This window comes from Streptomyces sp. NPDC037083 (assembly GCF_055606485.1).
The window spans coordinates 42,875-68,474 of sequence record NZ_JBVJSQ010000005.1; the positions used below are offsets into that span (position 1 = coordinate 42,875).

Annotated in this window: 23 protein-coding genes; 6 read left to right on the forward strand and 17 right to left on the reverse strand. The window is 72.8% G+C overall.

The window, feature by feature from the left end:
• Positions 1-197 precede the first annotated feature (197 nt).
• The 4 genes from ACZ7DE_RS14965 to ACZ7DE_RS14980 form a co-directional block, all read right to left on the reverse strand.
• A complete protein-coding gene (locus ACZ7DE_RS14965) occupies positions 198-1,337 on the reverse strand; it encodes a dipeptidase (protein ID WP_470761182.1) in 1,140 nt (379 codons plus the stop codon).
• A gap of 138 nt (positions 1,338-1,475) precedes the next feature.
• Positions 1,476-2,663 carry a dipeptidase gene (locus tag ACZ7DE_RS14970; protein ID WP_470761184.1) on the reverse strand — a complete coding sequence of 396 codons (1,188 nt, stop codon included), beginning with the start codon at positions 2,661-2,663 and terminating at the stop codon, positions 1,476-1,478.
• Between the two features lie 7 nt (positions 2,664-2,670).
• Entirely contained in the window at positions 2,671-3,168 is a 498-nt protein-coding gene (purE, locus tag ACZ7DE_RS14975) for a 5-(carboxyamino)imidazole ribonucleotide mutase (RefSeq protein WP_470762007.1), read from the reverse strand.
• Between the two features lie 20 nt (positions 3,169-3,188).
• Positions 3,189-4,328, reverse strand: a complete 1,140-nt coding sequence (locus ACZ7DE_RS14980) for a 5-(carboxyamino)imidazole ribonucleotide synthase (protein WP_470761186.1) — start codon at positions 4,326-4,328, stop codon at positions 3,189-3,191.
• A gap of 198 nt (positions 4,329-4,526) precedes the next feature.
• Here ACZ7DE_RS14980 and ACZ7DE_RS14985 point away from each other — a divergent pair, with 198 nt between their 5' ends.
• Positions 4,527-5,042: a GtrA family protein gene (locus ACZ7DE_RS14985; RefSeq protein WP_470761187.1), complete on the forward strand. Its 516-nt coding sequence runs from the start codon at positions 4,527-4,529 to the stop codon at positions 5,040-5,042.
• Between the two features lie 44 nt (positions 5,043-5,086).
• On the opposite strand, the gene ACZ7DE_RS14990 is transcribed toward ACZ7DE_RS14985, so the two are convergent.
• Entirely contained in the window at positions 5,087-6,361 is a 1,275-nt protein-coding gene (locus ACZ7DE_RS14990) for an ATP-binding protein (RefSeq protein WP_470761189.1), read from the reverse strand.
• A gap of 50 nt (positions 6,362-6,411) precedes the next feature.
• Positions 6,412-7,089: a response regulator transcription factor gene (locus ACZ7DE_RS14995; protein WP_470761191.1), complete on the reverse strand. Its 678-nt coding sequence runs from the start codon at positions 7,087-7,089 to the stop codon at positions 6,412-6,414.
• Between the two features lie 523 nt (positions 7,090-7,612).
• Between ACZ7DE_RS14995 and ACZ7DE_RS15000 the strand changes: the two genes are divergently transcribed.
• On the forward strand, positions 7,613-9,151 hold the full coding sequence (locus tag ACZ7DE_RS15000) for a peptide MFS transporter (protein ID WP_470761193.1): 1,539 nt from the start codon (positions 7,613-7,615) through the stop codon (positions 9,149-9,151).
• A 92-nt stretch (positions 9,152-9,243) separates the two neighbouring features.
• Here the strand turns inward: ACZ7DE_RS15000 and ACZ7DE_RS15005 are convergent, their stop codons facing one another.
• The 7 genes from ACZ7DE_RS15005 to ACZ7DE_RS15035 all read right to left on the reverse strand — a co-directional run bounded on the left by ACZ7DE_RS15005 (position 9,244) and on the right by ACZ7DE_RS15035 (position 15,825).
• Positions 9,244-9,603 (reverse strand): hypothetical protein, encoded by a 360-nt coding sequence (locus ACZ7DE_RS15005; RefSeq protein ID WP_470761194.1) that lies wholly within the window; start codon positions 9,601-9,603, stop codon positions 9,244-9,246.
• Between the two features lie 179 nt (positions 9,604-9,782).
• The gene (locus ACZ7DE_RS15010; RefSeq protein WP_470762010.1) at positions 9,783-11,054 is read right to left on the reverse strand and encodes a hypothetical protein; all 1,272 of its coding nucleotides are present in this window, start codon (positions 11,052-11,054) and stop codon (positions 9,783-9,785) included.
• 64 nt (positions 11,055-11,118) lie between these two features.
• Positions 11,119-12,342, reverse strand: coding sequence for a hypothetical protein (locus ACZ7DE_RS15015; protein WP_470761196.1), 1,224 nt, complete (start codon positions 12,340-12,342; stop codon positions 11,119-11,121).
• Positions 12,339-13,187, reverse strand: a complete 849-nt coding sequence (locus ACZ7DE_RS15020) for a hypothetical protein (protein WP_470761198.1) — start codon at positions 13,185-13,187, stop codon at positions 12,339-12,341. Before ACZ7DE_RS15020 ends, ACZ7DE_RS15015 begins: the two co-directional genes overlap by 4 nt.
• A 34-nt stretch (positions 13,188-13,221) precedes the next feature.
• On the reverse strand, positions 13,222-13,938 hold the full coding sequence (locus ACZ7DE_RS15025) for an LPXTG cell wall anchor domain-containing protein (protein ID WP_470761200.1): 717 nt from the start codon (positions 13,936-13,938) through the stop codon (positions 13,222-13,224).
• 730 nt (positions 13,939-14,668) lie between these two features.
• Positions 14,669-15,217 (reverse strand): ATP-binding protein, encoded by a 549-nt coding sequence (locus ACZ7DE_RS15030; RefSeq protein WP_470761202.1) that lies wholly within the window; start codon positions 15,215-15,217, stop codon positions 14,669-14,671.
• Positions 15,218-15,420: 203 nt separating this feature from the next.
• Positions 15,421-15,825 (reverse strand): STAS domain-containing protein, encoded by a 405-nt coding sequence (locus ACZ7DE_RS15035; RefSeq protein WP_470761204.1) that lies wholly within the window; start codon positions 15,823-15,825, stop codon positions 15,421-15,423.
• Positions 15,826-16,074: 249 nt separating this feature from the next.
• Between ACZ7DE_RS15035 and ACZ7DE_RS15040 the strand changes: the two genes are divergently transcribed.
• Together ACZ7DE_RS15040 and ACZ7DE_RS15045 are read left to right on the forward strand one after the other, a co-directional pair.
• Positions 16,075-16,998, forward strand: a complete 924-nt coding sequence (locus ACZ7DE_RS15040; RefSeq protein ID WP_470761206.1) for an RNA polymerase sigma factor SigF — start codon at positions 16,075-16,077, stop codon at positions 16,996-16,998.
• A 288-nt stretch (positions 16,999-17,286) separates the two neighbouring features.
• Entirely contained in the window at positions 17,287-18,288 is a 1,002-nt protein-coding gene (locus tag ACZ7DE_RS15045; RefSeq protein WP_470761208.1) for a DMT family transporter, read from the forward strand.
• Here ACZ7DE_RS15045 and hutI read toward each other — a convergent pair.
• The 4 genes from hutI to hutU all read right to left on the reverse strand — a co-directional run bounded on the left by hutI (position 18,228) and on the right by hutU (position 23,807).
• Positions 18,228-19,400, reverse strand: coding sequence for an imidazolonepropionase (gene hutI / locus ACZ7DE_RS15050; protein WP_470761210.1), 1,173 nt, complete (start codon positions 19,398-19,400; stop codon positions 18,228-18,230). The genes ACZ7DE_RS15045 and hutI overlap by 61 nt on opposite strands.
• Positions 19,401-19,435: 35 nt before the next feature.
• Entirely contained in the window at positions 19,436-20,776 is a 1,341-nt protein-coding gene (locus tag ACZ7DE_RS15055) for a formimidoylglutamate deiminase (protein WP_470761212.1), read from the reverse strand.
• Positions 20,773-21,987 (reverse strand): allantoate amidohydrolase, encoded by a 1,215-nt coding sequence (locus tag ACZ7DE_RS15060; RefSeq protein ID WP_470762011.1) that lies wholly within the window; start codon positions 21,985-21,987, stop codon positions 20,773-20,775. Before ACZ7DE_RS15060 ends, ACZ7DE_RS15055 begins: the two co-directional genes overlap by 4 nt.
• A 155-nt stretch (positions 21,988-22,142) precedes the next feature.
• Positions 22,143-23,807 (reverse strand): urocanate hydratase, encoded by a 1,665-nt coding sequence (gene hutU / locus ACZ7DE_RS15065; RefSeq protein ID WP_470761213.1) that lies wholly within the window; start codon positions 23,805-23,807, stop codon positions 22,143-22,145.
• 425 nt (positions 23,808-24,232) lie between these two features.
• Between hutU and ACZ7DE_RS15070 the strand changes: the two genes are divergently transcribed.
• Positions 24,233-24,667: a hypothetical protein gene (locus tag ACZ7DE_RS15070; protein WP_470761215.1), complete on the forward strand. Its 435-nt coding sequence runs from the start codon at positions 24,233-24,235 to the stop codon at positions 24,665-24,667.
• Complete coding sequence (locus ACZ7DE_RS15075; protein WP_470761217.1) at positions 24,664-25,575, forward strand: transcriptional regulator; 912 nt, start codon at positions 24,664-24,666, stop codon at positions 25,573-25,575. The genes ACZ7DE_RS15070 and ACZ7DE_RS15075 overlap by 4 nt, the downstream gene beginning before the upstream one ends.
• Positions 25,576-25,600 lie beyond the last annotated feature (25 nt).

A 25,600-nucleotide genomic window follows, 5' to 3' on the forward strand; every position in this document is an offset into this window, starting at 1 on the left:
CCGACCTCAACGCCGACGCCCGACCCGGGGGCGGCGCCTGACCGGGGGCCGAGTCCGGCCCCCGCGCGCGGCCGGGGCGGTCGTCTCAGCCGTCTGGCGGCTCAGCCGTCTGGCGGCGCAGCGGTCTGGGGGGTCAGCGGTCTGGGGGGTCAGCCGTCTGGCGGCTCAGCGGTCTGGGGGCTCAGCCGTCTGGCGGCTCAGCGGTCTGGGGGGTCCAGTTCTGTGATGCGGGCCGTCGACTGTGTGCGGCGTTCCGTGGCCGCGCGGGCCGCGAAGTCGGCCGTGCGCAGGACGCGCTGCATGTTGCCCCAGGTCAGCAGGGCGATGTCGGACTCCGGCCAGCCGCGGCCGAGCAGTTCGGCGATCAGGTGCGGAAAGCGGTCGGGGTCGGTGAGACCCTGCTCCCCGGCGGCGCCGGAGTCGTAGGCGCCGGACAGGCCGACGCAGGCGGGGCCGGCGAGCGCGCGGACGTGGTCGAGATGGTCGGCGACCTCGCGCACGTCCGGGCCGGTCTGCTCGGCCGTCAGCGGCACCAGGCACAGCCCCTTGGCCGCACCCAGCTCGGCGAGCAGTCCGTCGGACAGGTTGTCGGGGTGGGGGCGCAACGCGCGGGCGGCGGAGCGGGTGCACAGGACGGGCGTCCTGGACAGCGCGAGGGTACGGCCGATCGTGGCGTCGGACGCGCCGGAGAGGTCGGCGAGCACACCGAGCCGGTTCATCTCGCGCACCACCTCCTCGCCGAACCGCGTCAGACCCGCCTCGCCGGCCCATGAGGTCCCGAGGAGGGCGAGGACGCGCAGCCCGAGCGAGTGCAGCACGCGCAGGACGGCCAGGGAGTCGTCCAGCGCGGCGGCCGTGGCCGGGCCCAGGACGACGGCCACCCGCCCGCAGTGGCGGGCGTCGATGACCTGTCCCGCGCTGCGGGCCAGCCGCAGCCCCTCGGGGTGCGCGGCGATCACCGACCGGGCGAGGTCCAGCTGCTCCAGGGTGGCGCCGACGGCCCGGTCGGCGCCGAGGTCCTCGGGCAGCTGCAGCGACCACAGCAGTGCGCCCACATGGCCCTCGCGCATCCGGCGCACATGCGTGTCGACGGCGCTCTCGCCGAGCTGGAGCTCGTACCAGGGCAGGCGCCGCAGCGCCCGGGGCAGCCCGCTGTGGCCGTCCGCGACGGGGTGCGCGGCGAGGAGGGCCCGGGCGCGGTCCAGCGAGCTGCTCTCCGGCTCCGGAAGGCTTTCCATGGCCGTCGGCGGGTGCTGGGCGAAGGGGACTGTCCGCGCCTTGTCGTCGAGCTCGCCGGCCTCGGGGAGGGAGTGCAGTTCGTCCTGGAGGTCGGCCATGACGGTCTCCGTACGTCGATCAGCAGTACGGTCACCGTCGCACGGCGGGCGAGGGGCTTCCTGGTGGACGGGGCGTTCGGGGGTACGGGCGGGGCGGTCGGCCGCACCGGCCGCCCCGCCCGCCCCCGGCGGCCGTACTCAGCCGTCCAGCGACTCGATCGTCGCGCTGGACGGCGCGCGCGTCGCCTGCAGATCGCGGGCCACGTCCTGCGCCGCGCCCAGCACGCGCACCGCGTTCTGCCAGGTCAGTTTGGCGAGATCGGCCCTCGACCAGCCCCGGTCCAGGAGCTCCGCGATCAGGTTGGGGTAGCCGGAGACGTCGTCGAGGCCGTCGGGGGTGAAGGCCGTGCCGTCGTAGTCGCCGCCGATGCCGAGGCAGTCGACGCCGGCGACCTCGCGCATGTGGTCGAGGTGGTCGGCGACCGTGGCGACGGTGGCGACCGGACGCGGGTTGGTCTCCTCGAAGGCCCGGTGGACCTTCATCGCCTCCGGGGTGGTGGCCAGGTGGTGGAAACCGTGGGCACGCATGTTGTCGTCGGCCGCCGCCGTCCAGTCGACCGCCGCCTGGAGGACGAACTTCGGCACGAACGTCACCATCGCCATGCCGCCGTTGGCGGGCAGGCGCTCCAGGACGTCGTCCGGGACGTTGCGCGGGTGGTCGCACACCGCCCGCGCGGAGGAGTGGGAGAAGATCACCGGCGCGGCCGTGGCGTCGAGCGCGTCGCGCATCGTCGTCGCCGCCACGTGCGAGAGGTCGACCAGCATGCCCTCGCGGTTCATCTCCCGCACGACCGCGCGGCCGAACGCGGTGAGTCCGCCGGCCCTGGGCTCGTCGGTCGCGGAGTCCGCCCAGTCGACGTTGTCGTTGTGGGTGAGCGTCATGTACCGCACGCCGAGCGCGTACAGGCCGCGCAGGACGCCGAGGGAGTTGGCGATGGAGTGGCCGCCCTCCGCGCCCATGAGCGAGGCGATACGGCCCTCCGCGCGCGCCGCCTCCATGTCCGCGGCGGTCAGCGCGGCGCGCAGGTCGCGCGGGTGGCGGGCGATGAGCCGCCGCACGCAGTCGATCTGCTCCAGCGTCGCCGGGACCGCGTCGGGCAGGTCGGCGCGCACGAACACGGACCAGTACTGCGCGCCGACGCCGCCCGCGCGCAGCCGGGGGATGTCGGTGTGCAGGTGGGCGTGCTGGTCCCCGGCGATGTCGCGGGCGTCGAGGTCGTAGCGGACCTGCTCGCGCAGCGCCCAGGGCAGGTCGTTGTGACCGTCGGCGACCGGGAACTCGCGCAGGAGTTCGCGGGCCGCGTCCAGTGAGGTCGGCTCCGTCACTTCGCCGTCACTTCCCGAAGCCGAAGCCGTTCGAGCCCTCGACCTTGGCGCGCAGCCGCTTGCCCTTCTCGGTGGCCTGGTCGTTCAGCTCCTGCTGGAACTCGCGCATCCGGGCCATCAGGTCCTCGTCGTGGGCGGCGAGGATGCGGGCGGCGAGCAGACCGGCGTTGCGCGCACCGCCGACGGAGACCGTCGCGACGGGGACGCCGGCCGGCATCTGCACGATGGACAGCAGGCTGTCCATGCCGTCCAGGTACTTCAGCGGCACGGGCACGCCGATCACCGGCAGCGGGGTCACGGAGGCGAGCATGCCGGGCAGGTGGGCCGCGCCGCCGGCGCCCGCGATGATCGCCTTGAGCCCGCGCTCGGCCGCCTGCTCGCCGTACGCGATCATCTCGCGCGGCATGCGGTGCGCGGAGACGACGTCGACCTCGTAGTCGATCTCGAACTCGTCGAGGGCCTGGGCGGCGGCCTCCATGACGGGCCAGTCGGAGTCCGACCCCATGACGATGCCTACGACAGGGCTCATTCTGTGATCGTGCCTCTCAGGTAACCGGCTGCGTGACGTGCGCGCTCGAGGACGTCGTCCAGGTCCTCGCCGTAGGTGTTGACATGGCCGACCTTGCGGCCGGGCTTCACGTCCTTGCCGTACATGTGGATCTTCAGCTGGGGGTCGCGGGCCATGCAGTGCAGGTACGCGGAGTACATGTCCGGGTAGTCCCCGCCGAGGACGTTGACCATGACCGTCCAGCGGGCGCGCGGGCGCGGGTCGCCGAGCGGGAGGTCCAGGACGGCGCGGACGTGGTTGGCGAACTGCGAGGTGATCGCGCCGTCCATCGACCAGTGGCCCGAGTTGTGCGGGCGCATCGCCAGTTCGTTGACGAGGATGCGGCCGTCGCGGGTCTGGAACAGCTCGACGGCGAGGTGGCCGACGACGTCCAGTTCCTTGGCGATGTTGAGGGCCATCTCCTCGGCCTGCAGCGCGAGGGACTCGTCCAGTCCGGGGGCCGGCGCTATCACCGTGTCGCAGACGCCGCCGACCTGCTGCGACTCCACGACCGGGTAGGCGACCGCCTGGCCGTGCGGGGAGCGCACGACGTTGGCGGCGAGTTCGCGGACGTAGTCGACCTTCTCCTCCGCCAGGACGGGGACGCCGGCCCGGAAGGGGTCCTCGGCCTCCTCGGCGGAGTCGACGACCCACACGCCCTTGCCGTCGTAGCCGCCGCGGACGGTCTTCAGGACGACGGGGAAGCCGTCGCCCTCTTCGGCGAACGCGGCCACGTCGGCCGGATCCGACACGATCCGGTGCCGTGGGCACGGAACGCCGATCGCGTCGAGCCTGGCGCGCATCACCCCCTTGTCCTGGGCGTGCACCAGCGCGTCCGGGCCGGGGCGGACGGGGATGCCGTCCGCTTCCAGCGCCCGGAGGTGCTCGGTGGGTACGTGTTCGTGATCGAAGGTGATCACATCGCACCCGCGCGCGAACTCGCGCAGCGTGTCGAGGTCGCGATAGTCGCCGATGACGACATCGCTCACGACCTGCGCCGCGGAATCCTGTGGGGTGTCACTGAGGAGCTTGAACCTGATGCCGAGCGGGATGCCCGCCTCGTGTGTCATACGAGCGAGCTGGCCCCCGCCGACCATGCCGACTACCGGGAACGTCACCACCCCAGAGTATCGGCCACGCGGGCGCGGCCGGATCCCGCGCCTCTTACCGGCTCCTTGACTGCCTCATACCCGCTGTTTCCGCGCATCTTCCCCGCTGGTCGGCGACCCGTGAGCCGGACCACAGGAAACCGACAAGAGTGGTGGTTAGCATGGCTGGGTTGACGAAACCGAACCCGGACGGGGGCCTGTACGACCATGGCGCATGGTTCCTCGGGGCTGAAGAGGCTCGTCCGCGAGCTGGCCAAGTTCGGAGCCGTGGGCGGCGCGGGGCTGCTGGTCAACCTCGGCGTGTTCAACCTCGTCCGTCATCTCACCGATCTGCAGGTGGTGCGGGCCAGCGTGCTCGCGACCGTCGTGTCGATCGTCTTCAACTACGTCGGGTTCCGCTATTTCACCTACCGTGACCGCGACAAGAGCGGCCGAACGAAGGAACTGACGCTGTTCCTGCTGTTCAGCGCGGTGGGCCTGGTGATCGAGAACGGGCTGCTGTTCGTGGCGACGTACGGCTTCGGCTGGGACAGCCCGCTGCAGAACAACGTGTTCAAGTTCGTCGGCATCGGGATCGCGACGCTGTTCCGGTTCTGGTCGTACCGCACGTGGGTCTTCAAGGCCCTGCCGGCGCAGCAGGCCGTGGCCGGTCCGGAGTCGTTCCTGACGGTGGCCGAGCAGGCCCGTCGGCCGGAGCCGAAGAGCAGGGAACGGGTCGGCTGACCCTCCCCGGGGAACGGCCGGGGCCTGCCAGGGCCCGCGCGGCCCTACCGGACCGTCGGCTCGTCGTCCTCCGTCACGCGCTTCTGCGGCGCCGTGCGGGACAGGAACAGGCCGAAGACCGGGGGCTGGGCCTGGAGCATCTCCAGACGGCCGCCGTCGGCCTCCGCCAGGTCGCGGGCCACGGCCAGACCGATGCCCGTGGAGTTGCGGCCGCTGATCGTCCGCTCGAAGATGCGGGCTCCCAGGTCGGCGGGGACGCCGGGGCCCTCGTCCGTGACCTCGACCACGGCCTGGTTGCCGGTGACACGGGTGCGCAGCGCGACCGTGCCGCCGCCGTGCATGAGCGAGTTCTCGATCAGGGCGGCCAGCACCTGGGCGACCGCGCCGGGTGTGCCCACCGCGCGCAGATGACGCTTGCCGGAGCTGACGATGGCGCGGCCCACGCCCCGGTAGGCGGGCCGCCACTCGGCGAGCTGCTGCTGGATGACCTCGTCGAGGTCGAAGGTGACCGCCGAGCCGGTGCGCGGGTCCCTGGCATTGGTCAGCAGGCGTTCCACGACGTCCGTCAGCCGCTCCACCTGCGTCAGCGCGATCGTCGCCTCCTCCTTCACCGTGTCCGGGTCGTCGGTGAGGGTGATCTCCTCCAGGCGCATCGACAGGGCGGTCAGGGGGGTGCGCAGCTGGTGGGAGGCGTCCGCGGCCAGTCGGCGTTCGGCGGTGAGCATGCGGGCGATGCGTTCCGCGGAGGAGTCGAGGACGTCGGCCACCCGGTCCAGTTCGGGGACGGCGTACCGCTTGTGACGGGGCCTCGGATCGCCCGAACCGAGGCGTTCCGCGGTCTCCGCGAGGTCGGTGAGGGGCGAGGCGAGGCGATTGGCCTGGCGGATGGCGAGCAGCACCGCGGCGATCACCGCGAGCAGCGCCACCAGCGCGATGATCAGCAGGGTACGGCCGACCTCCCGGGTCACCGTGGAGCGCGGCTCCTGGACGAGGACGGTCTCGCCCTCCTCGCCCTGGGCCGTCGCTTTGATGACGTCGCCCTCGGGCTTGGCGCCGACCTGGATGACCGTCCGGCCGGGGATCCTGATTTCGGCGTACCGGTCCTGCGTGACCTGGTCGCGCAGTATGTCGGCGGTGATGTCCTCCGAGCCCACCAGCCGGCTGTCGACGATGCTGGCCAGTCGCAGCGCCTCGGAGTCCACCCGTTCCTGGGCGCTGTTGCTGATCGTGCGGGTCTCGACGATGACGAGGGACACCCCGAACACGGCGATGACGACGAGCACGACGGCGAGGGTGGACTGGATCAGACGGCGACGCATGTCCTCGGCAACCTGCTAGAGCCGGCCGGATGTGCCGGAAGTGGAGGGGGTCAACTCTTCTCGAAGCGGAAGCCCACACCCCGCACCGTGGCGATGTAGCGGGGGTTGGCCGCGTCGTCGCCGAGTTTCTTTCGCAGCCAGGAGATGTGCATGTCGAGGGTCTTGGTCGACGACCACCAGGTGGTGTCCCAGACCTCGCGCATCAGCTGGTCGCGGGTGACGACCCGGCCCGCGTCGCGCACGAGGACCCGCAGCAGGTCGAACTCCTTGGCGGTGAGCTGGAGTTCCTCGTCGCCCATCCAGGCGCGGTGCGACTCGACGTCGATGCGCACGCCGTGGGTGGCGGGCGGCTGCTGCGGTTCCGTGGCGCCGCGCCGCAGCAGGGCCCGGACCCGGGCGAGCAGCTCGGCCAGCCGGAACGGCTTGGTGACGTAGTCGTCGGCGCCCGCGTCCAGACCGACGACGGTGTCCACCTCGTCGGCGCGCGCGGTGAGGATGAGGATCGGAATGGCGTGACCCTCGGAGCGCAGCCGGCGGGCCACCTCCAGGCCGTCCATGCCGGGCAGACCGAGGTCCAGCACGACCAGGTCGACGCCGCCCTGTATGCCGGCGTCGAGCGCGGTGGGGCCGTCCTCGCGCACCTCGACCTCGTAGCCTTCCCGGCGCAGGGCGCGGGCCAGCGGCTCCGAGATGGACGCGTCGTCCTCGGCGAGCAGTACACGGGTCATGAGCTGATGGTAGTCCGCGCCGGGCAGGGGCCGAAGTGTGATCGCCCACGCTGTTTCTTACCCAGGGACATGCCGGACAGGGGGTGTGCCGGACGGGCCCGCACGTCGTCGATCTTGGTACGGACCTGCGGTCGGTGGATGACAGGATGGTGCAGACCTTCGGAATGCCGCCACGGTTCCATGATCACCTGTGATCCGCGTCTCAAGTCCTTCCATATCCGGCATTGTGCTGCCGTATGGTGAAAGAACGCCTGTAGTACACAGGGACCTTTGGCGGTCGACTTGACGCCGGGGGTCTCTTTTGTGTGCGGGCCGGTTCGCGCCGGCCCTCGAAAGGAACGACCTGTGGCCGGGCCCCCGAAGCGAGGGGGCGTGGATCCCGGTGATCGCCGTCCACCGCTTCGAGACCCGGAGCGGACTCCCTCCGGGCGTAGGGGTGGACGACGCGGTCCGCCGGTGCCGGCCGCCCCCCACCGGGCGCGCACCGCCGAAGTGCAGCGCGTCCCGAGCAGCAAGGAACGACATGGCGTCCAGCCTGACGAAGGATTCGGTCCGCCCGGGCACCCCCGGCCCCGAGAAGACCTTCTTCGGCCACCCCCGCGGACTGGCCACTCTCTTCATGACCGAGATGTGGGAGCGATTCTCCTACTACGGCATGAAGGCCCTGCTCACCGTCTACCTGCTCTCCGGCGGCCCCGGCGCCGGCAAGGGGAGCATGGGCGGCGGTCTGGCGATGGACGTGGCCACCACCACGGTGATCGTCTCCGTCTACTCGGCGATGGTGTACCTGCTCGCGATGCCGGGCGGCTGGCTCGGCGACCGCGTCTGGGGCCCGCGCAAGACCGTGACCATCGCAGCCGTGACGATCATGGCCGGTCACCTCGTGCTGGCGCTGCCCGGCGGCCAGGCGCCGTTCTTCGCGGGTCTGGCGCTGGTCGCGGCCGGCTCCGGTCTGCTCAAGGCCAACATCTCCACCATGGTGGGCCACCTCTACGACGGCCCGGAGGACCCGCGCCGCGACGGCGGCTTCACCATCTTCTACATGGGCATCAACGCGGGCGCCTTCTTCGCCCCGCTGGTCATCGGCACCGTCGGCCAGGAGGTCAACTGGCACCTCGGCTTCGGCATGGCCGCCGTCGGCATGGCGATCGGGCTCGTCTCGTTCCTGCTCGGCACGCGCAACCTGAGCCCGCGCAGCAGCGTCGTCCCCAAGCCGCTGGCGGCCGAGGAGCGCGCGGCCTGGCTGCGCAAGGGCCTGCTCTGGCTGATCGCCGCGACCGTCTTCTACGGCGTCGTCGGCGCCACCGGTCACTTCACGCTGAACTGGGCGATGATCCCGCTCACGGTCATCGGTCTGGTGATCCCGGCGGGCGTGCTGCTGCGCATCAAGCGCGACAAGGAGCTCTCGGCCACCGAGCAGTCGAAGATGACCGGCTACATCTGGTTCTTCGTCGCCGCCGCCGTGTTCTGGATGATCTACGACCAGGGCGCGTCCACGGTCCAGGCCTTCGGCGAGGGCAAGGCCGCGGGCTCGCTGCTCGGCTTCGACTTCCCGTCGTCCTGGTACCAGTCGCTGAACCCGCTGTTCATCATGGCGCTGGCCCCGGTCTTCGCGTGGGTGTGGCTGTGGCTGAACCGGAGCGGCAAGGAGCCGAGCACCATCGTGAAGTTCGCGATGGCGCTGGTCCTCATCGGTGTGTCGTTCTTCTTCTTCCTGATTCCGCTGGCGATGTCGGCGAACGGCACCGCGGTGAGCCCGATGTGGCTGGTGGGCATCTACTTCATCCAGACCGTGGGCGAGCTGTGCCTGTCGCCGGTCGGACTGTCGGTGACCACGAAGATGGCGCCGGCCAAGTACGCCAGCCAGATGATGGGCGTGTGGTTCCTCGCGGTCACCGCGGGCGACTCCGTCACCAGCCTGCTGTCCAACCCGGCCATCGCGGGCGTCGACCTCGGCGGCACGCCCGCCGTCCTGGGCGAGGCCGCCCTCGCCGCCCTCGCGGGCGTCGCGGTGTGGATGTACCGCCGGAAGGTGAAGTCGCTGATGGGCGACGTCCACTGACGTCCCCGTCGCCGCCTTGTGCGAAGGGCCGCCACACCTGCACGGTGTGGCGGCCCTTCGCGTACGGCCTCAGGGAACCGTGAGGCCCGGCCTCAGGACTTGGTCTCGACCGACCAGGACCGGGTGAAGCTGCTGAACCCGCACATCACGGTCGACTTCTGCCCCGGCTTCACCCACGGCCCGAACAGGATCCACGGGATCTCGTGCGGGGTGCCGCGGCCGCGGACCACGTCGCACACCAGCTTGACGCGGTGCTTGGTCACCTTCTTGCCGGAGGCGGACTTCTTGCACGAGGACGTCGCCTTCGGCCGGCCGAGGTCGAGGTGCACCTCGGCCTTGCACTTGTACTTGGCCCCCGCCGCTTCGGCCGGCGCCGCCGTCGCCAGACCGGTTCCCGTCGCGATGAGGACGGCGGCGAGCGCCCCGCCCGCCACCTTCTTCCCCCAGATCATTTGCTCCTCTTTCCTTCGCGAGACATCGAACGCAATGGTCAATCTTTCAACTGCATCTTTGCCTCGCGGGCAGTGCAATTGCTCGCTTGCTTGCGCGAACTTCGGGGAAGTTATTCCAGAAGTGATCTTGAAAGCAAACGATCTGCGCGGTTCTGAGCAAGATCTGAGGTCGCCGCGCCTCACCGCATCCGTCGCCGTCCCGGCAGGAACGTGAACACCGCCGCGCCCAGCAGGACCGCGGTGCCCGCCACCAGGCCCAGCGCCTTCAGGGCGCCGTGGTCGCCGGAACCCGTCTCCGCGAGACCGCCGCTGGACGCGCTGCCACCGGAGGACGACGACGAACCGCCGGCGCCCGACGCGCCGCCGGCCTGTTCCTCGGTGTCCAGGGTCAGCGAGACCGCCGTGCTGTCCGGGGTGCACGTGGTGGTCGTACCCATGGCCTCGATCACCAGGACGCCGGGAGAGAGCGTGGACTCGCCGGTCGCGCCGGGCTTGTACGTGCCCTTCAGGTCGGGGATCTCGATCGGGGAGTTCTGCGGGATCGCCGCGGAGTTCAGCGGGCCCTCCACCTTCACCGAGCCCGAGTCCGAGCCGCCGAGAACGACCTGCATGGTCGGCTTCACCTTGCCGGCCGGGATGTCGATCGGGCTGTCCATCACCGACTTCTTGAACTGCACGGTGAGGTCGTAACTCCCGCCGTTCTTCCTGGCGTTGATCTGGATCGGTGAGGTCGCCTTCTTCTGCCCGATGGGCGAGGCGCAGGTGTAGGGGATGTCGACGACCTTGCCGGTGAAGTCGGTCCGACCGCCGCCGGTCGCGGACGAGGTCGGGGTGGGCGTGGCGGACGACGACGGCGACCCGGAACCGCTGGGCGTGCCCGACGCGGTGGGAGTCGACGACCCGCTCTGGGAGGGGCTGCCGCTCGACGAACCCGAGCCCGAACTCTCTCCCCCGGCCGTCACCATGATGGTCGCCGCGGGCTGGACGGCCTCGGTCGGCGCGCACTTGGTGTCCGTCGACAGCGCGTTGACCACGTACGCGTCCGGCGTCAGCGTCACCTGCCCCGCCGCCGTCAGCTTCAGCGTGCCCTTCATGTCGGACAGCGTCATCGCGCCGCCCTTGGGGATGGCCGGGTTCTCGCGCGGCCCCTGCATCGCGATGTCGGCGGTCTGCGCGCCGGCCGCCTTCAGGGTGCCGGACGGCTGCACCGAGTTCGCGGGCAGGTCGATGATGTCGGGGTTCTTCGACGCGGCCTGCGTGAACTTCCAGACGACGTCGACGGTGTCGCCGACCTTCGCCGTGGCCGGGGCGGTGATCTCGACCTTGGTGGTGCCGTTGACGTCGGGCAGGCCGATGCCCGAGGGCGGGACGCACTTGGTGGCGTAGGAGACCTCGGCGGCCTGCGCCTGCCCTGCGGTCACGCCGAGCAGGACGGCCGCGCCGGTGAGCATGACGGCGGCGGCCGCGGCCGTGGCGCGCCTGCGCGCGGGGGGACGGTCGGGTGGCATGGCTCTCTCACTCACGTGGATCCCTTCCTGCCGGAGTCGTGGGAGTGGTGGGGGTGGTGGTGGAGGGAGTCGTCGGACTCGGGGCGCCTTGGGAGGCCTGGCGGGCCTGGCGGGCCTGGGGGCTTGAGGAGGGTGGGGGACTTGAGGAGGGTGGGGGGCTTGAGGGGGGTGGGGGACTCGGAGGGCTCGTGGGGCCGGCTTCGTGCGGTGTCACGAGCCGGCCCGCCGGGCCCGGAAGACCGGTGTCCGGGGTGAACCACGGCAGGGTCGTGTTCGCGGTGGGGGCGGGCTCCGGAGCCCGGACGGCCGTGCCACGCCCGCGTCGTGGGGCACGGCCGGGCCCGCGGCCCGGGTGGCGCGGGCGCACCCGGTCCACCACCGCCAGCCCGATGCGGAACACCGCCGCCGGCGCCACCAGACAGAGCAGGACCCAGAACAGGGTCACGCCCCAGGGGCGGCCCACCCCCCAGGGCTGCTCGGCGAGCACCTTCCCGCCGTACTTCAGGGAGACGGTGTAGTCGCCGTGGGCGCCGGCCGCGAGTTCGACGGGCAGTTCGACACGGGCCTTCCCACCGGGGCGGATCGTGCCGCGCCACTGCCGCTCGTCCCACTGCGGGGCGAACACCCCGTGGGCGGTGCCGACCTGGAACACCGGGTTCTCGACGGCCGCGGTGCCGACGTTGCCGACGGTGAACACCAGGGTCCGGGCGGGCGGCGCCCCGAACCAGGTCAGCAGGCCGCCGGAGCCGTCGAGCCTGGTGTCGGTGAGCACGGACAGACGTCCGCCCCCCGTCCGCGCGGGAAGCGGTTCGACCGGATGCCCGGCCACCTGCAACACCGCGTCGGCCTGCGCCTTCGCGCCGGTCGCGGTGGCCACGTGGACCACGCAGGGGCAGGGCGCCGGCGGCTCGGCCACCGGCAGCCCCCGGCTGAAGCGGCCGTCGGCGTCGGTGGTGACGGCCCGTCCGTCGGCGTTGGCACAGGAGTTGGTGCCGCCGATCACGCCCCGGGCCGGCGTGGCCCGGCCGCAGACCAGCAGCATCAGCAGCGTGCGCGGCCGCCAGCCGCTGCCGGTGACGGTGATCGAGCCGCCCGCGCCCGCCTGCGCCGTGGAGAGTTCGACCACCGGCTTGTCGGCTGCGGCGGCCCGGCCCGCCGACGGGACCAGGAGCAGCAGCAGGAGCAGGACCGGCGCCGTCGCCGTCGCCGTGATCCGCAGCGTGCCTCTCACGTCAGCGCTCCCCTCGGCTCGGCTTCCGCGGCGGCCGGGCGGCGCCGGCGTCGTCGTACGAGGACGGCGGTCGCCGTCAGCGAGAGCGCACCGGCCGCCGTGGCCGCCGCCGCGCCCCGGGGCACGAACCGCGCCGACGCCCGCCCGGTGGCCTGCGCCGCGCCGGGGGCGGTGACCGTCAGGCGCACGGTGACGGCGTCCAGGGCGGGGCGGTCGGACCAGGGTTCGTGGAGCGTGAGGCGGCGGCCCGGTGGCAGCCGCACGGGCAGGGTGCGCGGGGCGCGGTCCAGGACGGCGCCCAGGACGCCGTCGGCGTGCACGGCGAGCCGTGGGACGAGTTCCGTGGTGCCGCGGTTGACCAGCTCGTAGGTGATGCGGTCGCCGCGCACGGCCACGTGCTCGACGGTCAGCGCGGCCAGTTCGGGACCGCCGACCCGGATCAGCAGCCGGACGTGACTCTCCCGCCCGGCGGTGTCCCGTACGACGATCTCGCCGGCGCGGTCGCCGGGGCTCGCGTCCGCCGGGACCGTCACCGTGAACGGCACCTCGGCGCGGGTGCGGGCGGGGATGTCGAGGGCGGCCTCGGCGAAGGCGACGCGCAGGCCGGGAGCGGTGGCGCGCAGACCGGGAGCGGTGGCGCGCAGCCGTACGGAGAGCGGCCGGGCGCCAGGGTTGGTCACGGCGACCGTGTCCCGCAGCGCCGCCCCGGGCGTGCCCTCGGCGTAGAACGACGGCCGTCCCGGGCCGGCGGGGGACGCCGACCAGCCGCCCGGGCCGGCGGCCGGCACGGCGGCGAGCAGCAGCGGCAGGGACAGCAGCAGGACGCGGGCGGTGGCGTACGGCATCGGCGGCTCCAGCGCTCGTACGGGTGCGGTGCGGTCAGCGGCGGGCGCGGGCCGGCTGGTTGCGCCTGGTCAGCCACAGGGCGCCCGCCGCGCCCGCGAGCAGGACGGTGCCGCCGAGGGTGCCGAGGGCGATCGCGGAGTCCTGGGGGCCGGTCTGCGGGAGTCCGCCGCCGGAGCCGCCGTCGCCGGCGGTGCCGCCGGTCGAACCGCCCGTCGTGCCGCCGCCGGACGTGCCGCCGCCCGCCGCGGTCACGTCGAGGGTGAGGGAGGGCCCGGGGTTGCCGGCGGGCGTGCACGTGGTGGTCGTGCCGAGCGCCTTGATGGTCAGCACGCCGGCCGTGAAGGTGACCTTTCCGGTCTTCTTCGGGGTGTAGGTGCCGCTCAGGTCGTTGATCTTGATGGGCGTGTTCTCGGGGATCGCGGCCTGGTTGGCCGGCCCGGTGACCGTCAGGGCGCCGCTGTCGGCGCCGCCCAGCTCGATGGTGGCGCTCGGCTTCATGGAGCCCGCCCCGAGTTCGACGGGGCTGGAGGAGACGCCCTTCTGCCAGGACATCGTGATCTTGTAGCCGCTGCCGCTCTTGACGCCCTTGATGTCGATCGGCGAGACGGCGCTCTTGTCGCCGATGGGCGTCTTGCAGCCGTAGTTGACGTTCACGACCTCGGCCACGGCCGCCGGGGCGGCCGTCAGCACCGCCGAGCCGGCCAGGGCCGCGGCAGTCGCGAGCACGGCGGTTCGCTTCCGGTTCGACACGGTCCCGTCCCCTCACTCCCACCGCCCCGCCTTACTGACGAGGCATCAGATTGAGCCGTCAAGGTACGCCCGGGGCGATGAGGAGGGAAGAGAAGGTACGGGCCGGAGTTGTGGCGATCCGGCGCACGGCGTAGGAGGGCTCCGAGGACGTCGAAAGCCGCCCGGGACGCGTGCCACGCCGACTCCGCCGCCCGCCCCGACGGACCACCGGCGCCACGCCCCGCCAACCGACGGCGGACAGCCGCCGGCCGCCCCCGGACCCATCGGCACAGCGACTTCACGCCACCGACGACCATTGCCGCCACGCAACGACACCACCGCTCGGCGTCACGGGCAACGAACGACCGGCGACTCCCCCGGCGACCGGCGACCGCGACCGCCACCGGAACTCCCCCACGCGCCTGCGGACGCGCCGCGCACAGCGGCCTCACGCCGTCGGCCAGGCGATGCCGGACGTCGTCGCGTCGGGTCTGCAGCAGGGGCCGGGTCCGGCGCGCCGCACCGGGGCCGGCCGCCCCGTCGGCGCGTCGTCGAGGGCAGGGCGAGCGCCCGGGCGCGGGATCGGGCCCGAACCCGATCAGAGCCCGGCCGAAGCCCCGGGAGCAGCCGACGCCCGGGGGGCAGGCCGACACCCGAGGGCCGGCCGAAGCCCCGAGGGGTCAGGCCGATACCCGGGGAGCCGAAGCCCGGGGCGGGCCGATGCCCGGGGGCCCAGGCCGATGCCCGGGGGTCAGGCCGGGGCGCCCAGTTCCGCCCAGACCGTCTTGCCGGCGACGCCCTGGGTGCGTACGACGCCCCAGTCGAGGCAGAGACGCTGGACGATGAACATGCCGTGTCCGCCGGGGCGGCCCGCGCGGTGCGGGGTGCGGGGTGCCGGCTGGCCCGTGCCGCGGTCGGAGACCTCGACGCGGATCACCTTGTTGTCGCAGCCGAGGACCATCCGGTCCGGCCCCTCGGCGTGCAGGCACGCGTTGGTGACCAACTCGGAGACGACGAGCAGCACGTCCTCCGCGGCGGCCCGCTGGTCGGCGGTGGCGGCGGGCAGCCAGCCCCACGCGTACAGCGCCTGGCGGGCGAAGTCGCGGGCGAGCGGGACGACGCCGCTGGCGCCCTCGAAGCTCAGCCGACGTACCTGAGGGCCGCCCGGCGACCCGGACGCCACGGCAGGCGCGCCTCCGTCGGACGTCCCAGCGCCCTGAGCGCCCCCGTCGGACGCCCCGGAAGCTCCACTGGGCTCCGGGCCGCGGTCGCCCGGCGAGTAAGGCCGGGTGGTGCTCATCAGCGCTTCACCTCACCGATTCCCCGATTCACCGGTTCACAATTTCAACAGTCGGATCTCTGGAGTCTGTACGTAGCCGGACGGCGTTTGCTTCGACGTCGCCGCCGACATGTTCGGGTTCAGGATGTCTCCTGCCCGGCGGAACCGGCGGGACACCCCCCGTTCTCGCCCGTGTCGCGTCGACTCCGAGCGGACGGCGGAACTCAGCCGTCCTCGTCGCGCCCTTCGCGTCCGTCGCGCTCGTCGGCCAGGGCCGCCTCGACCGTGTCGTGCACGGTGAACACGGCGTCCGCCCCGGTGATCTCGAAGACCCGCGCCACCACGGGAAGCATCCCCGCCAGATGGACTCCGCCACCGGCCGCCTCCGCCTTCAGGCGGGCGCCGAGCAGCACGTTGAGTCCCGTGGAGTCGCAGAACTCCAGGCGGGTGCAATCCACCACCAAACGATTGCGGCCTCCGTCAAGGCAGGCTTCGAGTGGCTCACGCAACAAATCGGCGGTGTGGTGATCCAACTCACCCGCCGGGGTCACGACGGCACTGGAGCCCTCTTCCCGCACCTCGACCAGAAGCCGGCCCGACTGTGCGCTGCCGACCGTCCCGCGGTCCATGCCGTCTCTTCTCCTGGGGTCGCGAACTGCTTTCTGACGCCCTCGAACCCTACGCCTTCGACCCGCACCTCAACACCCGAACAATCGCACACAAACGGACATAGACGTACAAAATGCACTTGCGATCGTTCAAGTAAAGCGGGTAGGGCTAGTAGAAGCACGCAACCGACACGGCCGGCTTTGGAGGCGCCGCACACCGAAGTGCGCTCACTGGCTTCGGCGGCCTACGCCGAGAACGATGGAGGACTCATGTCACCCCGGCTCGACGCACCGCATACCCGCGGAGCCACGTCGACACCCCCTCCGGAACTGAAAAGTCTGGAACCCATCGCGCGGGACGCGGTGCAGAACGTCGACCCCACCGACGTCCTCGCCGGACTCCCGGAGATCCCCCCGTACGACGAGGTCGCGGCCGTCGACGCACGGGCCCTGTCCAAGACCCTGTTCGCGCGACTGGAGTCGCTCGAGGAGGGCACGCACGAATACTCGTACGTCCGCAACACCCTCGTCGAACTGAACCTCGCGCTGGTCAAGTTCGCAGCCTCCCGGTTCCGCTCCCGCAGCGAGCCGATGGAGGACATCATCCAGGTCGGCACCATCGGCCTGATCAAGGCGATCGACCGCTTCGAGCTCTCGCGCGGAGTCGAGTTCCCGACCTTCGCGATGCCAACCATCATCGGCGAGATCAAGCGCTTCTTCCGCGACACGTCCTGGTCGGTGCGGGTCCCGCGCCGGCTGCAGGAGCTCCGGCTCGACCTGGCCAAGGCCGGCGACGAGCTGGCCCAGAAGCTCGACCGGGCGCCCACCGTCGCGGAGCTGGCCGAGCGTCTCGGCCTCTCCAAGGACGAGGTCGTCGAGGGCATGGCCGCCTCGAACGCCTACACGGCGTCGTCGCTGGACGCGCAGCCGGAGGACGACGACGCGGAAGGCGCCCTCGCCGACCGCATCGGCTACGAGGACCACGGCCTCGAGGGCATCGAGTACATCGAGTCGCTGAAGCCGCTGATCGCCGAGCTCGCGCCCCGCGACCGGCAGATCCTCTCCCTGCGCTTCGTCGCCGGTCTGACGCAGTCGGAGATCGGCGAGGAACTCGGCATCTCGCAGATGCACGTGTCGCGGCTGCTGTCGCGCACGCTGGTGCGACTGCGCAAGGCACTGACGGTCGAGGAGTAGCAGCCCGGGGCACAGGGGCGGGGCCCGGTCCCGCCCGCTCGCGTGCCCTCCCGCCGGCGACCGCCGCCGTCCGCGCCCGGACGATCGACCCCCTCGATCGTCCGGGCGCGGACGTCTGCCCGCCCACTGTGCTGAACGCCGACGCCGCACCCCCGAAGGGCCCCGAAGCGCCCGCTGTCCTCATCGTGGAAACCCGCCGGCGGGATCCCGCCCGACGACTACGCTGACCCAGCCCTCTGACCAGCAGAGCCGCTGGGACGGCCCCGTCATCTGCGCATGAGGAGCCCCATGCCCGCCTCCCCCGCCGTCCCCGCCCGCCTCGGCGGACTCGCCGATCTTCCCGTTCTGCTGGTCGCCGTCGTGTGGGGGTCGAGCTATCTCGCGGCGAAGGGCGTCACCACGGCGGACACCGTGCCGGCCGTGCTGGTGCTGCGGTTCGCCGTGGTGCTGCCCGTGCTGGCGGTCGTGGGACGGCGACGACTGCGCGCGCTCAGCGGGGTCCAGTGGCGCGGGGCGGGGATGCTGGGGCTGGTCCTCGCCGGGATCTTCCTGCTGGAGACCTACGGCGTTGTCCACACCTCCGCGACCAACGCCGGGCTGATCATCAGCCTGACCATGGTGTTCACGCCGCTCGCGGAGAGCCGGGTGCGGGGCGTGCGGCTGCCGGGCTCGTTCATGGCGGCGGCGGGTCTGTCCGTGCTCGGCGTGGCGCTGCTGACACAGGGCGCCGGGTTCACCGCTCCGTCCGGGGGCGATGTGCTGATGCTGGGAGCGGCCGTCGCCCGTACCGTGCACGTGCTGGCCATGGCGCGGATGGAGTCGGTGCGCGGGGCGGACGCGCTGTCGCTGACGACCGTCCAGCTGGGCGGCGCGGTCGTCGTGTTCGCTGTGCTGGCCGCCGTGCCCGGGACGGGAGCCTCGCCCTGGGCCGCCGCCGCGGACTTCGGCGCCGGCGACTGGGCCGGTCTGGTTCATCTCTCCGTGTTCTGCACGTTGTTCGCGTTCTTCGTGCAGATGTGGGCGGTCCGCCGTACGTCGCCGTCCCGGGTCAGTCTGCTGCTGGGCACCGAGCCGGTGTGGGCGGCGGCGGTGGGCATCGCGCTCGCCGGGGACCGGCCGGGGTGGCCGGGCCTCGTGGGCGCGGTGCTCGTGCTCGCCGGCACCGCGTGGGGCAGGTCGGCGGCGGACCGGGGGCGGACCGCCGCCGAGAGCCCCGCCGACCCGGGCCCTCAGACCACGCGTACGCCCCTGCGCCACACCCCCGACACCAGCGGCACGCCCGGCCGGTAGGCCAGGTGGACGTGGCTCGGAGCGTCCAGGAGGGTCAGGTCGGCGTACGCGCCGGGCGTCACGCGGCCCACGTCCGTGCGGCGCAGGGCCGCCGCGCCGCCCGCCGTGGCCGACCACACCGCCTCGTCCGGGGTCATCCCCATGTCCCGCACCGCGAGCGCGATGCAGAACGGCACGGACGACGTGAAGGAGGAGCCGGGGTTGCAGTCCGTGGAGAGGGCGACGGTGACGCCCGCGTCCAGCAGCCGTCGGGCGTTCGGCCACTCGGCGCGGGTGGAGAACTCGGCGCCGGGAAGCAGCGTGGCGACCGTGGCGCCGCCCGCGAGCGCGTCCACGTCCGCGTCCGTGAGGTGGGTGCAGTGGTCGGCGCTGGCCGCGTCCAGCTCGACCGCCAGCTGGACGCCGGGGCCGTACGACAGCTGGTTGGCGTGGATGCGGGGGTGCAGTCCCTTCGCCCGGCCGGCGGTGAGGATCGCGCGGGCTTGGTCGCCGTCGAAGGCGCCCTTCTCGCAGAACACGTCGATCCAGCGGGCGTGCGGGGCGCAGGCGTCGAGCATCTCGCCGGTGACCAGCGCCACGTACGCGGCGGGGTCGTCGGCGTAGTCGGGGGAGACGATGTGGGCGCCGAGGTAGGTGACCTCGTCGGTGTGGGCGGCGGCGAGGCGCACGGCGCGTGCCTCGTCGGCGACCGTCAGGCCGTAGCCGGACTTGGTCTCGAAGGTGGTGGTGCCCTGGCTCAGGGCCTCGCTCAGGTAACGGGTGAGGTTCGCCTCCAGTTCCTCGTCGCTCGCCGCCCGGGTGGCCGCCACCGTGGTGCGGATGCCGCCGGCCGTGTAACCGCGGCCCGACATCCGGGCGTTGAACTCCTCCGTGCGGTCGCCCGCGAAGAGCAGGTGGGAGTGGGAGTCGACGAAGCCCGGGAGCAGCGACCGGCCGCCGGCGTCGACCCGGTTGTCAGTGGCGGGTGCTTTGCTTGACTCACCGGTCCACGCGACGCGGTCGCCGTCGATGACGACGGCCGCGTCCCGGATCAGGCCGAGGGGGGACTCGTCGCCGAGGGAGGGATCGTTGGTGACCAGCGTGGCGATGTGGGTGATGACGGTGCTGCTCATGGTGTCCTCGTGGGTGGCCGGGCAGGGGGCGGTGGTCAGCCGTGCAGGGCTTCGACGGCCCGCGCGAGGGCCTGCGGCACGTCCGGTACGAGCGCGTGCGCCCCGTCGCGTACGACATGACGCCCGCCCACGATCGTGTGCCGCACGTCCGCCGCGGTCGCGGCGAATACGGCCGTCTCGGCGCCGAGCCGGGGCGGCGGCCCCGCCGTCCTGACCGAGTCGAGCGCGATGGTGGTGAGGTCGGCGAGGGCGCCCGCCTCGATCGTTCCCGCCTCCTGCCATCCGAGGGCCGCGTGACCGTCGGCGGACGCGGCGCGCAGCAGCGCGGCCGCGGTCCAGTGGCCGCGGGTGCGGGTGCGCAGGCGCTCGTCGAGTTCCATGGCACGCGCCTCTTCCAGCAGGTCGATGACGGCGTGGCTGTCGGAGCCGAGACAGAGCGGGGAGCCCTCGTTCTGCAGGGCGACCGCCGGTCCGATGCCGTCGGCGAGGTCGCGTTCGGTGGTGGGGCACATGCAGGTGCCGGTGCCGCTGCCGCCGATGAGGGAGACGTCCTCGGCGGTCAGGTGGGTGTTGTGGACGCCGGTGGTGCGCGGCCCGAGCACCCCGTGCAGGGCGAGGAGCTGCGTCGGGGTGCACCCGTGGACCTCCCGGCAGGCGTCGTTCTCGGCGCTCTGCTCGGACAGGTGCACATGGAGCGGGGCCCGTCGCTCCTCGGCCCATCGCGCCACGGCTTCCAACTGGTCGGCGGGCACGGCCCGTACGGAGTGGACGGCCGCTCCGATCCGCGCGTGATCCCGTTCTTTGAGAACTGAACAGCGTTCGGCCCAGGCCTGCGCGTTGCCGTCGGAGAACCGCAGCTGGTGGGTGTTGGGGGGCTGTCCGAAGCCGGAGGAGAGGTACGCGGTGTCGAGGAGGGTGATGCGGATGCCGGCGTCGGCGGCGGCCGCGATCAGGGCCTCGCCCATGGCGTTGGGGTCGGCGTAGGGGGTGCCGCCGGGGGCGTGGTGCAGGTAGTGGAACTCGCCGACCGCCGTGATGCCGGCCAGCGCCATCTCGGCGTACACGGCGCGGGCCAGCTGGTGATAGGTCTCCGGGGTCAGCCGGTCGGCGACCGCGTACATGACCTCGCGCCAGGTCCAGAAGGTGCCGGAGCCGACCTGGACGGTGCCGCGCAGGGCCCGGTGGAAGGCGTGCGAGTGGGCGTTCGCCAGCCCGGGGAGCGTCAGCCCGCGCAGGATCTCGGCGCCGGGGGGCGGGGCCGGCGTGTCCGTGCGGACGGCGGTGATCCGGCCGTCCGCGACGTCGACGGCGACTCCCGGCTCGACGTGGGTGTCGAGCCAGGCGTGCTCCAGCCAGTACGTCCGCGTGTGCGTCACCTGCAGGCCAGCCCTTCCAGTACGTCGGCGAGTGCGAGCACCCCGGCCACGCAGTCGTCCTCGGCGGCGAACTCGGCCGGGGAGTGCGAGACGCCCGTGGGGTTGCGCACGAACAGCATGGCGGTCGGGATGCTCCCGGAGAGGATTCCGGCGTCGTGTCCGGCCCCCGTGCCCAGGACGGGCACCTTGAGGCCGGGGTCCTGGGCCGTGTCCCTGCCCAGGATGCGGGCGAGTTCGTCGCGCAGGGCGTGGTCGAACTCGACGACGGGCGTGAACGACTCCCGGACGACGTCCAGGTCGACGCCGTGGGCGGCGGCGTAGTCGCGGGCGGCCTTCTCGACGCCGCCCACCACCTGGTCGAGGGTGGCCTGGTCGGCGGCGCGGGAGTCGAGCCAGCCGCGCACCAGGGAGGGGATGGCGTTGACGCCGTTCGGCTCGACGGAGATCTTGCCGAAGGTGGCGACGGCGCCCGCGAGTTCGGCCTCGCGGCGGGCGGCGAGGACCGTCTCGGCGTACGACAGCATCGGGTCGTGCCGGTCCACGAGCCGGGTGGTGCCGGCGTGGTTGGCCTCGCCCCGGAAGTCGAACCGCCAGCGTCCGTGCGGCCAGATGGCGCTGGCGATGCCGACGCGGTCGCCGGACAGGTCCAGCGCCCGGCCCTGCTCGACGTGCAGTTCGACGAAGGCGCCGATACGGCCGAGCCGCTCGGGGTCGGCCCCGATGGCGTCGGGGTCGTGTCCGGCGGCCTCCATGGCCCGCGGGAGGGTGATGCCCTCGCCGTCGGTGAGCCGGTGCGCCTGCTCGACGGTGAGCTGCCCGGCGGCGAGCCGCGAGCCGACGCAGGCGAGCCCGAACCGGGCGCCCTCCTCGTCCCCGAAGTTGACGAGGGCGAGGGGCTTGGCGAACGTCACGCCGCGCGCGCGGAGTTCGTCGAGCGCGGCGAAGGAGGAGACGACGCCCAGGGGCCCGTCGAAGGCGCCCCCGTCGGGCACGGAGTCGAGGTGCGACCCCGTGACGACGGCGTCCCCGGCGGTGGGATCCCCGAGCCAGGCCCACTGGTTGCCGTTCCGGTCGACCTCGTAGCCCAAGCCGCGGGCCCGGGCCTGCTCCTGGAACCAGGCACGGCATTCGGCGTCGGCGGCGGTCCAGGCGTAGCGGCGGTAGCCGCCGGAGTCGGGGTGCCGCCCGAGGGGCCGCAGCTCCCGCCACATCTCGTGGAAGGAGCCGCCGCCCGGGCGTACGGCCGCCCCGGGCCGGGGGCTGTCGTTGCGCGGGGCGGAACCGCCGGACGCGGCCGGCCCCGCGCCCGCCGGGGAGGCCCCGGTTCCCGCCGGCCCGTTGCCGCTCCGCTCGTCTCCCGGAAGGGTCACGCGTCGTCACCCTCGCGCATCGGCACCCGCACGCCCCGCTCGTCGGCGACCGTCTCCGCGATGTCGTACCCCGCGTCCACGTGCCGGATGACGCCCATGCCGGGGTCGTTGGTCAGCACGCGGCGGATCTTCTCGCCGGCCAGTTTCGTGCCGTCCGCCACCGAGACCTGGCCCGCGTGGATGGAGCGGCCCATGCCGACGCCGCCGCCGTGGTGGAGGGAGACCCAGGAGGCGCCCGAGGCGACGTTCACCATGGCGTTGAGCAGCGGCCAGTCGGCGATCGCGTCGGAGCCGTCGAGCATGGCCTCGGTCTCGCGGTACGGGGAGGCGACGGAACCGCAGTCGAGGTGGTCGCGCCCGATGGCCAGCGGGGCCGCCAGCTCGCCGCTCGCGACCATGTCGTTGAAGCGCTCGCCGGCCTTGTCGCGCTCGCCGTAGCCGAGCCAGCAGATGCGGGCGGGCAGGCCCTGGAAGTGGACGCGCTCGCCGGCCAGCTTGATCCAGCGCGCGAGGGACTCGTTCTCCGGGAAGAGGTCGAGGATGGCCTTGTCGGTCTTGGCGATGTCGGCCGGGTCGCCGGACAGGGCCGCCCAGCGGAAGGGGCCCTTGCCCTCGCAGAACAGCGGGCGGATGTAGGCGGGCACGAAGCCGGGGAAGGCGAACGCCCGGTCGTATCCGGCGAGTTGGGCCTCGCCGCGGATGGAGTTGCCGTAGTCGAAGACCTCGGCGCCGGCGTCCAGGAATCCGACCATCGCCTCGACGTGCTTCGCCATGGACTCGCGGGCCCGGGCGGTGAAGCCGGCCGGGTCCTTCGCGGCGGCGTCGGCCATGTCCTCGAAGGCGATCCCGGTCGGCAGGTAGGCCAGCGGGTCGTGGGCCGAGGTCTGGTCGGTGACGATGTCGATGGGCGCGTCCATCGCGAGCAGCTGCGGGACGAGCTCGGCGGCGTTGCCGAGGACGCCGATGGAGAGCGGCTTGCGCTGGTCACGGGCCTCGACGGCGAGCTGGAGGGCGTGGTCGAGGCTGTCGGCCCTGACGTCCAGGTAGCGGTGCTCGATGCGGCGCTCGATGGCGCGCGGGTCGCAGTCGACACAGATCGCGACGCCGTCGTTCATCGTCACGGCGAGCGGCTGGGCGCCGCCCATGCCGCCGAGGCCGGCCGTGAGGGTGATGGTCCCGGCGAGGGTGCCGCCGAACTTCTTCGCGGCGACGGCGGCGAAGGTCTCGTAGGTGCCCTGGAGGATGCCCTGGGTGCCGATGTAGATCCAGGATCCGGCGGTCATCTGGCCGTACATGGTCAGGCCCAGCTGTTCCAGCCGGCGGAACTCCTCCCAGTTGGCCCAGTCGCCGACGAGGTTGGAGTTGGCGATGAGGACGCGCGGGGCCCACTCGTGCGTCTGCATGACGCCGACCGGGCGGCCGGACTGGACGAGCATGGTCTCGTCCTGCTTCAGCGTCCTGAGCGTGCGGACCATCGCGTCGAAGGAGCGCCAGTCGCGGGCCGCCTTGCCGGTGCCGCCGTAGACGACGAGCTTGTCGGGGTGTTCGGCGACCTCGGGGTCGAGGTTGTTCTGCAGCATCCGCAGGGCGGCTTCCTGCTGCCATCCCAGGGCGCTCAGTTCCGTACCGCGCGGCGCTCGTACGGGGCGGGGTCCTGACATGGTCGGCCTCCTTGCGGATGGGTGATCCCGGCGGATTTTGCTGTTGTTATTCACATCCTGACTCGCTGAATAGAGCTAGTCAATACGCGGGCGCGACGACCCGCCGCCCGAGACGGGAGAAAAGGGCGGGGGCAAGGAGGGCGGGAGAGAGAAGGGCAGGGGGAGAAGGCCGAGCGAGACGGTCGGGGGCGCGCGCCATCGCGCTCACCACCCCGCCAGGACACGCGCGCCGTTGACGCGCACCGGTGGCCACGGTGTTGATGGGACGCACGAGGCGCCAAGACACCCCGGAACGAGGTCAGTCGACCCACCTTAGTCACCGGCCGCATGTTCCGCTGGAAAATGCCAGAAGACTCACCCCCCGCGCATACGTTGCGTAGCTTCTTCATCACTCAGCCGAACCGCAGGCGGGAGGGGAGCCAACGGTGCCCGGAATCGACGAGTGTCTACTGGAGGCCATGCGGCTGCCCGGCGCCCGGGGCGCCGCGCTGGTCGACTGGACGAGCGGGCTCGCCCTGGGCGCGGTCGGGGAGTTCCCCGGCGGCGACCACGAGGCGGCCGCGGCCGAGGCCGCCGAGGTCGCCCGGCTCACGGCCGAACAGCGGGCGTTCACGCCCGACGGCTACGAAGGCTTCGACGGGCCCGAGGGCACGGACGTGCCGGGCGCGGGAGCCCCCGCCGATCCCCCGGTCGAGGATCTGATCATCAGCAACCGGGACAGCTACCACGTGCTCCGCTTCGTGCCGACGTCCTTCGACAGCAGCGTGTTCCTGCACGTGTGGCTGTCCCGGCCGGACGGCAACCTGGCGCTGGCCCGGATCCGGCTGGGCGAAATGGCCGGACGGCTGGTGCTGGGGTGACCGCGGTGAGAACGCCCCCGCAGGGGACGACCCCGCCGCCCCGGCTGCCCGTGCGGGAGAAGTCCGGGGCCCGGGAGCGCGGCGGCGGACTGTCGCCGATGCTGACCCGGCTCGCGGCCGAACGGGCGACGGGCGTCCTGGAGCGCGAGCGCGGGTCGCTCTACCTCGCCGAGGGCCGCGTGGTGCACGCCGAGAGTCCTCTCGCCCCGGGCCTCGACGTACTCCTCCTGGCCCACGGCACCCTCGCCCCCGCCGTCTGGCAGGACGCGGTGGACCGGGCCGACGAGGAGTACGGCGCCGCCCGTCTGCTGCTCGACGCCGGGCGGGTCCCGCGCGGCGCGCTGGAGCTGTGCCACCTGGAGGCGGTGTACGACGCCGCGTACTTCGCGCTCGCTCCCAGCAGCACCCCGGGCCACTTCCGCTACGGCGCCGGACACTGGCTCGGCTCCCTCAGACCGGTCCCGGTCGACGCCGTCGAGCGCGAGACGCTGCGCCGGCGCGAACTGCTGCACCGGCTGTGGCCGGACCCGCTGTCCGACGGCGCGCCGCTGCGCCGGTCCGACACCGTCGCCGGGCCGGCGCCGACCGCCCGGCAGAACGCGGTGCTGGCCCTGGCCGACGGCGTGCGCACCGCGCCGGACATCGCCCGCGAGCTGGGCCGGCAGGCCTTCCACACGCTGGTCGACGTCCGGCGGCTGGCGGCCGCGGGTCTGCTGACGGCTCTCTTCCCGCCACCGCGCGCCCCCCGCACCCAGACCGCGGCCGCTCCCGCGCTCCCGCCCCGCCACGCGCTCGCCAAGGGCGCCGCGGCGGCCGCCGATCCCCCGCCGGGCATCTCCCTGCCCCGCGTCAACGACCCCGACATCACCCTGCTGAAGAGGCTCAGGGATGCGCTGGAGGCCCTTTGAACGGCAGCGACCGCGTGCCGAGAGG

Coding starts and splice junctions, on each gene's coding strand:
- ACZ7DE_RS14995 (WP_470761191.1), bottom strand. CDS start 7,089: ATGACCCGTGTACTGCTCGCCGAGGACGACGCGTCCATCTCGGAGCCG.
- ACZ7DE_RS15035 (WP_470761204.1), bottom strand. CDS start 15,825: ATGGACCGCGGGACGGTCGGCAGCGCACAGTCGGGCCGGCTTCTGGTC.
- ACZ7DE_RS15040 (WP_470761206.1), top strand. CDS start 16,075: ATGTCACCCCGGCTCGACGCACCGCATACCCGCGGAGCCACGTCGACA.
- ACZ7DE_RS15030 (WP_470761202.1), bottom strand. CDS start 15,217: ATGAGCACCACCCGGCCTTACTCGCCGGGCGACCGCGGCCCGGAGCCC.
- ACZ7DE_RS14985 (WP_470761187.1), top strand. CDS start 4,527: ATGGCGCATGGTTCCTCGGGGCTGAAGAGGCTCGTCCGCGAGCTGGCC.
- ACZ7DE_RS15000 (WP_470761193.1), top strand. CDS start 7,613: ATGGCGTCCAGCCTGACGAAGGATTCGGTCCGCCCGGGCACCCCCGGC.
- purE (WP_470762007.1), bottom strand. CDS start 3,168: ATGGGGTCGGACTCCGACTGGCCCGTCATGGAGGCCGCCGCCCAGGCC.
- hutU (WP_470761213.1), bottom strand. CDS start 23,807: ATGTCAGGACCCCGCCCCGTACGAGCGCCGCGCGGTACGGAACTGAGC.
- ACZ7DE_RS14965 (WP_470761182.1), bottom strand. CDS start 1,337: ATGGCCGACCTCCAGGACGAACTGCACTCCCTCCCCGAGGCCGGCGAG.
- ACZ7DE_RS15045 (WP_470761208.1), top strand. CDS start 17,287: ATGCCCGCCTCCCCCGCCGTCCCCGCCCGCCTCGGCGGACTCGCCGAT.
- ACZ7DE_RS14990 (WP_470761189.1), bottom strand. CDS start 6,361: ATGCGTCGCCGTCTGATCCAGTCCACCCTCGCCGTCGTGCTCGTCGTC.
- ACZ7DE_RS15020 (WP_470761198.1), bottom strand. CDS start 13,187: ATGCCGTACGCCACCGCCCGCGTCCTGCTGCTGTCCCTGCCGCTGCTG.
- ACZ7DE_RS15005 (WP_470761194.1), bottom strand. CDS start 9,603: ATGATCTGGGGGAAGAAGGTGGCGGGCGGGGCGCTCGCCGCCGTCCTC.
- ACZ7DE_RS15060 (WP_470762011.1), bottom strand. CDS start 21,987: ATGTGGCGGGAGCTGCGGCCCCTCGGGCGGCACCCCGACTCCGGCGGC.
- hutI (WP_470761210.1), bottom strand. CDS start 19,400: ATGAGCAGCACCGTCATCACCCACATCGCCACGCTGGTCACCAACGAT.
- ACZ7DE_RS15010 (WP_470762010.1), bottom strand. CDS start 11,054: ATGCTCACCGGCGCGGCCGTCCTGCTCGGCGTGACCGCAGGGCAGGCG.